This window comes from Candidatus Falkowbacteria bacterium (genome assembly GCA_018674305.1).
In the GTDB taxonomy this organism is placed as follows: Bacteria; Patescibacteriota; Patescibacteriia; order UBA11705; family JABHMO01; genus JABMRF01.
The window spans coordinates 19,536-28,144 of record JABHAL010000016.1 but is presented as its reverse complement, the minus strand read 5'-3'; the positions used below and the strand labels follow the sequence as shown (position 1 = coordinate 28,144).

General features: G+C 37.0%; 12 protein-coding genes. 5 read left to right on the top strand and 7 right to left on the bottom strand.

The window, feature by feature from the left end; genetic code table 11:
* Nucleotides 1–312: 312 nt before the first annotated feature.
* The gene (locus HN643_06525; protein ID MBT7501288.1) at nucleotides 313–816 is read right to left on the bottom strand and encodes a hypothetical protein; all 504 of its coding nucleotides are present in this window, start codon (nucleotides 814–816) and stop codon (nucleotides 313–315) included.
* Between the two features lie 420 nt (nucleotides 817–1,236).
* Here HN643_06525 and HN643_06520 point away from each other — a divergent pair, with 420 nt between their 5' ends.
* The 3 genes from HN643_06520 to HN643_06510 all read left to right on the top strand — a co-directional run bounded on the left by HN643_06520 (nucleotide 1,237) and on the right by HN643_06510 (nucleotide 3,216).
* The gene (locus HN643_06520) at nucleotides 1,237–1,626 is read left to right on the top strand and encodes a hypothetical protein (GenBank protein ID MBT7501287.1); all 390 of its coding nucleotides are present in this window, start codon (nucleotides 1,237–1,239) and stop codon (nucleotides 1,624–1,626) included.
* Between the two features lie 165 nt (nucleotides 1,627–1,791).
* Nucleotides 1,792–2,625, top strand: coding sequence for a hypothetical protein (locus HN643_06515; protein MBT7501286.1), 834 nt, complete (start codon nucleotides 1,792–1,794; stop codon nucleotides 2,623–2,625).
* Between the two features lie 114 nt (nucleotides 2,626–2,739).
* Nucleotides 2,740–3,216 (top strand): hypothetical protein, encoded by a 477-nt coding sequence (locus HN643_06510; GenBank protein ID MBT7501285.1) that lies wholly within the window; start codon nucleotides 2,740–2,742, stop codon nucleotides 3,214–3,216.
* A gap of 42 nt (nucleotides 3,217–3,258) precedes the next feature.
* On the opposite strand, the gene truB is transcribed toward HN643_06510, so the two are convergent.
* The 5 genes from truB to HN643_06485 all read right to left on the bottom strand — a co-directional run bounded on the left by truB (nucleotide 3,259) and on the right by HN643_06485 (nucleotide 6,847).
* On the bottom strand, nucleotides 3,259–3,894 hold the full coding sequence (truB, locus tag HN643_06505) for a tRNA pseudouridine(55) synthase TruB (GenBank protein MBT7501284.1): 636 nt from the start codon (nucleotides 3,892–3,894) through the stop codon (nucleotides 3,259–3,261).
* 2 nt (nucleotides 3,895–3,896) lie between these two features.
* Complete coding sequence (locus HN643_06500) at nucleotides 3,897–5,159, bottom strand: class I SAM-dependent RNA methyltransferase (protein MBT7501283.1); 1,263 nt, start codon at nucleotides 5,157–5,159, stop codon at nucleotides 3,897–3,899.
* Nucleotides 5,160–5,177: 18 nt separating this feature from the next.
* Nucleotides 5,178–5,819, bottom strand: a complete 642-nt coding sequence (locus HN643_06495) for a hypothetical protein (protein ID MBT7501282.1) — start codon at nucleotides 5,817–5,819, stop codon at nucleotides 5,178–5,180.
* Between the two features lie 74 nt (nucleotides 5,820–5,893).
* A complete protein-coding gene (locus HN643_06490; protein MBT7501281.1) occupies nucleotides 5,894–6,598 on the bottom strand; it encodes a DNA alkylation repair protein in 705 nt (234 codons plus the stop codon).
* Between the two features lie 3 nt (nucleotides 6,599–6,601).
* Entirely contained in the window at nucleotides 6,602–6,847 is a 246-nt protein-coding gene (locus HN643_06485; GenBank protein ID MBT7501280.1) for a hypothetical protein, read from the bottom strand.
* Between the two features lie 65 nt (nucleotides 6,848–6,912).
* On the opposite strand from HN643_06485, the gene HN643_06480 reads away from it, so the two are divergent.
* Both HN643_06480 and HN643_06475 read left to right on the top strand, forming a co-directional pair.
* Complete coding sequence (locus HN643_06480) at nucleotides 6,913–7,653, top strand: hypothetical protein (protein ID MBT7501279.1); 741 nt, start codon at nucleotides 6,913–6,915, stop codon at nucleotides 7,651–7,653.
* A 119-nt stretch (nucleotides 7,654–7,772) separates the two neighbouring features.
* The gene (locus tag HN643_06475; GenBank protein ID MBT7501278.1) at nucleotides 7,773–8,168 is read left to right on the top strand and encodes a hypothetical protein; all 396 of its coding nucleotides are present in this window, start codon (nucleotides 7,773–7,775) and stop codon (nucleotides 8,166–8,168) included.
* A gap of 41 nt (nucleotides 8,169–8,209) precedes the next feature.
* Here HN643_06475 and HN643_06470 read toward each other — a convergent pair whose 3' ends face one another.
* Complete coding sequence (locus HN643_06470) at nucleotides 8,210–8,608, bottom strand: hypothetical protein (protein MBT7501277.1); 399 nt, start codon at nucleotides 8,606–8,608, stop codon at nucleotides 8,210–8,212.
* Between the last annotated feature and the right edge of the window lies 1 nt (nucleotide 8,609).

The window sequence follows — 8,609 nt, the reverse complement described above, 5'->3', positions numbered from 1 at the left end:
TACTTTGGTACCGACCCAAGTTAGAAATATTCCGCCAGCAGATTTATCAATCTTCGCTGAAGCTTCGATTGACAGGCACTCTGCCCCTGTTGCCTGTCCTCCGGAGCCTCGGCGTAGGAGGGACTACTTTGGTACCGACCCCTGAAGTACATGCTTCGCATGACTTCGGGGTAAACCCAATTTCAAGGTAAACCCTATTCATGCAAAGTATGTGGAAACATTATAACAACAAATTAATACTAACACAAGATTAAATTTTAATCAATACAAAAAAAATATTGGCACTAACGTAGTACCAATATTCTGTGTGTATCAAGAGTCGCCGATCTTAACAGCGGTGCCTTCGGCCAGCTGCAAAGCCTGCCTAATAACCTCCACTGTCATGGGACCGAACTCACCATAGAGCCAAAGGCCGTCAAACAGTAGTCCTCCACCCATGCCACCACTAACGCCGCTTTCAGCTTTGTTAGTGTGACGCAGATAGAGAGACCGACCATCACCTTCGTTCACGCTCCAAGCCTGACGATCGATACGTGAGAGAAGATACTGCAGCTGCTGCTCACCAACATCTTCCCCAACGTACCGAATCGGAACGGACAAATAAATCTGCCCACCCCAGTCGCCTTCCATAACAAGCCAGGTCTGATTTCCATGAGTATCCAGAAAAACCTGATCTGTCTGCTGATGAGCCTTTTTGTCGTCAATCATTTTATTGATCTCCTCTTGGCCCATGTCTTCAATTCCAGGCATGCTAAAAATCATGTCCCAGATCTCTTCCCGAGTAACATACTTCTCCAAAAAGGCCGCTGAAATCATATCAATCTCCCAATTGTTTATTAACTAACAAAGTACTATAGCATACAAAAAATATTTTGTCAACACACTTCAACACATACCAAACATATATTGTAATTTTAGTCAATAATCTTGTATACACCTAATGGACAAAACAATTTACACTAGCATCCGATTGTCTTTTGTAGTATAATTTTAATAATTAAACTAACTTCAATTAATATGCCTGCCAAATACATTTCTCCACTTGAGAAATACAAAAAAAAGAGACAAGCTAAATTAGATAAAGCCCACGGAATAAAACGACCGGCAGGCAAGAAAAAATAATTTCCCAGAACGACAATCTACTTGTCGTTCTTTTTTTCCTTTCCCTTGACAAACCTATTCTAAGTTGCTATACTATTATCTTCAACTTATGATAATACAAACAAGGAGGTCACCATGAAGTACTGTCATAATAGAGGCTGTAAATCCTTTAATGTCGCAGTTAGTAACGAAGAAGCTTATTGTTCAAAATGTGGTAACCCATTAAGCGCTGAAGATAAACAAGTTCCTTATGTCGGCAAAGACCCAGACACAGGGATCTATCGTATCACCTTTCCCCCAGTCGAAGCAGAATTTTCCCATGACGACGCAGCTGGGGACGCTGCACGCCATTCTGGCTGGGGTCAAGATCGCGAATTTGGAGAGCCAACTATTGAAAAAGTTCGCTCAACTGTTCCTATTGAAGAGTATCCATATATTTGTGACAACTGCAAAAATTGTGTTCACACTGAACAAACAGGTCGTTGTACTGATTGCGGTGAAGAAAACTGGGTAACACGAAAATAATAAATCAAATACCAAACGGTAGTCTAACTACCGTTTTTCTTTTTCAATATTCGTGTAATATTTGCCTAATATTTATGCAATATTTGTGAACATCTTGACAAACAACAACCAGTATAGTAATCTCAAATATCGAATCGTCCTTTACAAAATCACAAGGAGTGGCTCATGAAGATCCAAAGAACAACCGACGTGGCAATGGACAACTACTTTCTTGAGGCTCTAAACCCTGAGAACATAACTCCCCTAGCTGAACTCCTGGAGAAAACACAAGCCAATATCAAAAAAGCTACTAAAAGCAGGTTATTCAGGGAATACCTACGCAAATTGATGGCTGATTCTGTTGACGGCTGTGCTCCTTTGATTCTTTTCCGACCGGAAGACACTCGTTTCCCTGAAGTTGAACTTCTTATCAATAGTGCATTCGAACTTGTGGGCATTCCTGAGAATCTTGAAGGATTGGAGCATCCACCCGTGCGTCAAGCCCTAGAACAAACCGCCTATCTTGTTTCTCTGATGGAATATATCGTTACTAAATTCCATCACCCGAGTCTGGCACCTGGAGATGTTCAGGGCGAACATTCACTGAACGGCAAGTTCACTATCTATTCCATTGATAGCAATCAACACGGAAACCTAGAAGGTCTTTGCCGACACTTAAAGGAATCTATTGAACTTTTACAGTTTGAAGTTGAAGTTATTCATCTTGGATGTAATTCTGAAACTAAAGACATGCTCCCTGGCATCTCACCAACCAGCAACCATATAATCATTGTTGATTTGAACCCAGCTTCCTTTATTGTACTAAATGATATTTTTCAGTTGCTAACTGAGGAAAGACATGGCAAGGTGTTTGTAGCAGCACCCATGGGCATTGACTGGTATCGTAGATTTCCTTTTTCAACTGCAATTCTTGACCGACCAAACATTCACCGATTCGCTGACCAAGAATATGAAGAAAGGCTACCATTTCTCATGAATCTTCTTGGTTTTGAGGAATAATCGAACACAGAACGACAATCTAATTGTCGTTCTTTTTTATACACAATTGACACTAACTTAAAGAACTTGATAGAATATATATGTTCTTTGTCCAATCTCTACCCAGGAGTTTTTATGAACGGAAGTCGTAACAGCACACCAGTAATTGACAACGATATTCACTCACTCAGTGGTATGGGTTATGACGGATTATTTTCTGCGAGAATAGAAAATGCAAAAGACAAAAGAAGGATTTTAGCGACCAAGACGCCTTATTGGAGAATTCAAACCAATATTGAAAAGGCAACAGACATATTGCAAACTATTTTCTTCCAATGTCACACTTTTCATGAACACATTGTAGCGTTGATTGAAGCAAATGGTGAATCCCTTGAATTACCTCACCCAAAACACAAAAAAACTGTACTGATTCTCACTCTCCAGGACAGATTGATTGAATTGACCTGTCCCCATCTAGAAGGATTGAACATCGAAGGCAAAACAGAGCCCCAAAACTTTGAATTAATCCTCAAAGTTTGCCGACGACTGCAAGATCCAATCAGCATATTCGACTACTTTCTGGAAGTTTTCGGAGAACCGAAAAAGATTTAGAAACAAAAGTCCCACTACTCTCATGTAGTGGGACTTTAACTTTTATTTCAAATCAACTGCTTGTTCAATTGTATAATCACCAACTCTAGTTCTCTGCAGTTCAGCCAGGTAAGCGCCAATTTTAAGCTTCTCACCTATGTCTCTAGCCAGAGAACGAATATATGTACCTGGCCCACAAGTAACCTTTATTTCCAAATATGGCCATTCATATTTTATTAACTCAATTTCTTTAATGAAAATTTTTCGCGATGCCATTTTAACTTCTTGACCCTTACGCGCCAGCTCGTAAGCTTTTTTACCTTTCATTTTTATCGCGCTAAAGGCCGGCGGGATTTGCAGTACCTCCCCTTCAAATTGTTTTAAATTCTCCAACAACGCATCATTTGGTATTTGATATTTGGTATTTGATATTTGTGTTTTATCACCCTCCGCATCATCCGTCGTACTTGTCTCACCAAGTTTAATCTTGGCAATATATTCTTTTTCAGTTTTTACAATTTCATCAATCTTTTTGGTATTTTCCCGACCAATTGCAACAACAAGAACCCCACTTGCTAACGGGTCTAATGTTCCTGCATGACCAACTTTTCTAATTCCTGTAATCCGCCTAACTTGATCAACAATATCGTGAGAAGTTGGACCTTTGGGTTTATCTACAACTATAATACCTTCTAGCATAGTTACTTTAATACTTTATCTAAGATTATTAAACTTTCAATATGCGGTGTCCGTGGGAAAAAATTATATAGTCGGGAAAAAACGATTTCATAATGTTCTTTCAAAATATTCAGGTCCCGCGCCTGAGTCGCCACATCACAAGATAAATAAATTAGACGTTTTGGTTGTCTTTCAATAATTTCCGCGATCAACGATTTTTCTAATCCAGCACGTGGCGGATCCAAGATCAAAACATTTCCTTTACCAATCAAGTCAACTGCTTCTTCCGCTCTCATTAAAGATGCTTTACAATTATCAATTCGGTTTATATCAATATTTTGTTCAGCAAACTTTAATGCTTCTTCTCCGGACTCGATTAGGTGAGCAGTTCTAAACTTCTTGGCCAATGGCAAACTAATTGAACCTACACCGGAATAAAAATCCAACACATTATCATTTCGATTGATAAATTCAGCTATATCGTCGATTGCAAGTTTAAAAATCGGAACATTAACCTGAAAAAAACTTTCTACGCCAAAACGTAATTCAATGCCGTTAATTGATTCTGTTAAAAAACTACAACCTACGTAATCTCCTAATTCCCATTTTCCTCCATCGTCAAGCTGAAATACTCTCACGCCTACCAAAGTTTTATTTAACAAAGGACAATTAAGTTTCGCTATTTTACCTTTAATATACAACCCAACCAAGATTCTACCACGGCTATCACTACGAACTACCAGCTTTTGAAATTTTTCGTTATCTGCCCGAGAATTTAGCCACTCCAAAATACTTCTTGCGACTTTATTCAATTCATTCTGAGCTAAACAACACTCATCAATCGGACATAAATCATTTGTCTCACGCTGAAACAAAGCTAAATGAAGTCGTCCTTTTTTATAAACAAAATTATATTCAATCTTATTACGATAATGATACTGATTTTCTTTGTCAGCTACTATTTGTAAATCTGAAGGTAGTTCAATTTTGGCTTGCCGGGAAAAATTTTCAACGGCAATCGCCTTCTTCCACTTCACTTCTTCCGACCAGGATAAAATTTGCCAAGGACTACAATTCAAATAATGCTCTTCGCGCGGAGTTACTCTTTCTTCTGATGCTGATATTATTTTTTTTACAACCGCCTCAGCGTAGTTCTTTTTCTTTTTCAGAACTTCCACTTCCACCTCTTCACCAGGCAAAACGTTCCAAACAAAATACACACAACCATCGTGTCTAGCTAAACCCTGACCACCAGCAATCAGCTTCTCTATTTTTATCTTTAACATAAATATTTGTCAGCCTTCTTATTCTTCGTCATTATTAAACTTAAAAGTGTAAGCCATTTGCTCAATTATGTTTGAGAATTCTGAATTACCATAAATTGCATAAACAACGGTATCTTGTTCAAAATAAACAACTACCTTTTCTTGTCCATTATCTGTGAATACTTTTTTCTTGCCATCATATTTTCCAAAATAAGTATCATCCTCTGAAACTAAATCAGGAGTATTGCTTACCAGTTTTGAATACAAAACTGGATCTTGAGTTTTTCCGAAAGTATTAAATTCAATTGGTGCAACGTCCTCAGTTTCAACTGTGTCAAAAATGTCAGCTGAGTCACCAAATCCAACGATGGCAATAGAATTTACTGTTTTTTCATCATTCATAAACTGACCATAGTACCAATTTTTATGATACTTAAATGTAAAGGCCAGGTTACTAAAACTCGCGTCTTGCCATTTTTCTAATTCGAAATCTGTTTCCAGTCCTTCACTAGCAGAAACCGGTTCTTTTTCTAAAATGACATCTTCATCCTGAACAACTGGCACTTCATTCTCAACTATTGGTCTTCTAGGCTCATTCTTTTTGGTATTTTCGTTTGTTTCTACTGCTCCGCAAGCTGTAACTGAAATTAACACAAATAAAACTAAAATTAATTTTTTCATATAATACGGATTACAGATTTTTACGGATATACGGATTACTAATTATCAGTATATCAGTATTTGTCAGTAATCATTTATATTTCACCTTTTAAATATTTTAACCGCAATGGCTCGTCAAACTTTTCAATCGAATAACGAAGCATTGTGCGCGGCATTTTTTTATAATGTTGTTTTAAAAATTTTTCTTCAACCGCTTGATCTCTCTTCCCTATTTCTCGAAGCATCCACCCTACTGCTTTGTGAATCAAGTCATGTTTATCATTCAAAAGAATCTTAGCAATTTTTAATGAATCTTTAAAGTCATTTCTAGAAATAAAGGCAAATGTTGCTAAAACTGCAATCCTTTTTTCCCACAAATCTTTTGAATTGGCATATTTAAATAAAATTGAACGGTCCTTATCAACCAAATATGCACCAATAACTCTAGGCACTGTCACATCAACCAAATCCCAATTGTTGACTGCTTTTCTATGTTTGATATAAAATTCATAAATCTTTTTCTTTTCTTTATCATCAGCCTTGGGATATTTATAAGTTAAAATTATCAAAGCAATCATTCGCTCTTCATGCCATTCACTTTTTAACAAAGGTGCCAGTTCATTCAATTCTAAATCAACAAACTTTTTTGCCAGAACTCTTTGCTCCCCCATTTTTAAACCTAAAAATTTATCACCCTCGCCATAATCACCTTTTCCAGTTTTAAAAAACCAAAGACTGGCCTTAGCTCTTTCTATGGTTCCGAATTGTCTGATTTGCTTTTTTAGTTGAGATATAGTCATTTTTTACTTTCCTTTTTTGCCTGATTCAATGTGCCAACCACCACTTTCACATTCCTCATTAAATTCAAACTCTATTTCTTTTCCTTCAAAATCATGCCCAATTGCCCTCTTTTCGTTTATCTGATGCTTACCACACTGACAATGTTCGATAATATAATTTAGTCCTTTATGGCTTCCTCCACAATGATGGACTTGATGTTCATTATTTTTGTGATGAATGTGATGAAAATGTTGTAAGATTAAATCCATATTGACAGATCCTACTTTCTTTATTATAATTAAATGTTTATTAGTTCCTTAATAAGGAGAAGAAAATGGCTGGAATTATATTTCCTAGAGATTGGCAAGAATTATATCATTCACACATAAATATTTTACCACAAAACAATTCTGAAGAACACCCAACTAATACGTTCGAGCTTGAGAGAAAAATTCAAAAAGCTCTTATTAAAGCTAGCTTAGCGATGAAAGATAATCCAATAGGCCTGGCCCTTAGCGGGGGCTTGGATTCTTCCATCTTGGCCACGGTTCTACATCAACTTGAGTTGCCATTTCAGGCAATAACAATTGCGGATGATTCCAATCATCCAGACGTTGTTCATGCAAAGGTTTTAGCTAGACAATTAGGCTTTTCACACACTGTCATAATTCTACAAAAAACTAACGACTATGACAACTACTGGTATCTTTTCAATGCTTTTAGGCAAACAGGGCTCCACCATGTTGTTTGTGGAGATACAATTGATGAGCTTTTGGGTGGTTATTATGCTCATACACAAAGCCTTAGCGATGGAACAATTAAAGATTGTTTTCAAACAATATGGAAAAATCTTTTTACTAATCACCTTTCCCCACTTGATAAGTACTCCAAAGAACATGGCATTTCAGTTGCTTTACCTTTCTTAGAACTTCTTGATTTTCTAATTACAATTCCCATAAATCAAAGGGTTTATCATTCAAAAAGAAAGGTCATCTTACTTGAACTTGGATATCGAATAACTCTACCAAAGGTAATCCTACAAAGAAAAAAACTGGGATTATGCTCCGCAATATAAAAACAATAAACACCGAGAACTTCGGTGTTTTTTTAATTACTCTCTAACCTTACACGAGAATTGACAAATTTTAGTGACTTTGCTATAATTTCATCTTAGTTGACATAAGGGAGGCTCTAATGACTGGTTGGACTAAATCTTTTCCTATAAATTCTAGACAGCATGTGACTGTCACTATCGATGAACATTCCAACATCGTCCTGCATTTCTTCGGTTGTGATTCTGAAACAGATCGCACCTATCACATCCAAAACGGTGCTGTTCGCGAATTTCTAGACATTTTCCGCATGTACTTCAAGATCAGAAGAATGGAAAGGTCTCCAACGAAATTGGCTCGTAATTTCCTAACTGATCTGAATAGAGCAGTTGGACACAAAAGAAGTAATTTGCAAACTGTTCTTTCTACTGGTGGCATTATGATAATTCTAAATGCAGTTGAGTTGTTGCCAACTGGTGAACGAAAAACTGAACTGGTGACAAGATTGAACCGTATGATTCCACCTCAGCAACAATAATCACAAACCCCGCTTCAAGCAAACTTGAGCGGGGCCTTTTTTTATTTTTGAACAAATACCCATTTCTTACGAATAATGAAAACTATTATTGTGAATACTACTCCTACCAAAATCTTTGTCAGCCAAATATTCTTTACCAGATGAAAAGCGGAAACCAATACCGGACCAGAAATAACTACGGCGATTACACTAAAAAACATTGACAAGAAGTAAGTTTTTTTCAGCTTTTGATTATGTGAAAAAACTACATAATGGTACCACATATGCGTAACCGTAAAGCCAAGAAGTCCAGCCAGCCATTGTGAAACCATCACTCTATGGTCAGTCAAAACCAGAAGAGTAAAAGCAGTAAAATCTAAAACTGTCCCTAACGAGCCAACAATAAAATAACCGACAAATTCTTTAGTTAAAAAATGCTTTTTTATTAATCGCCTGACCATA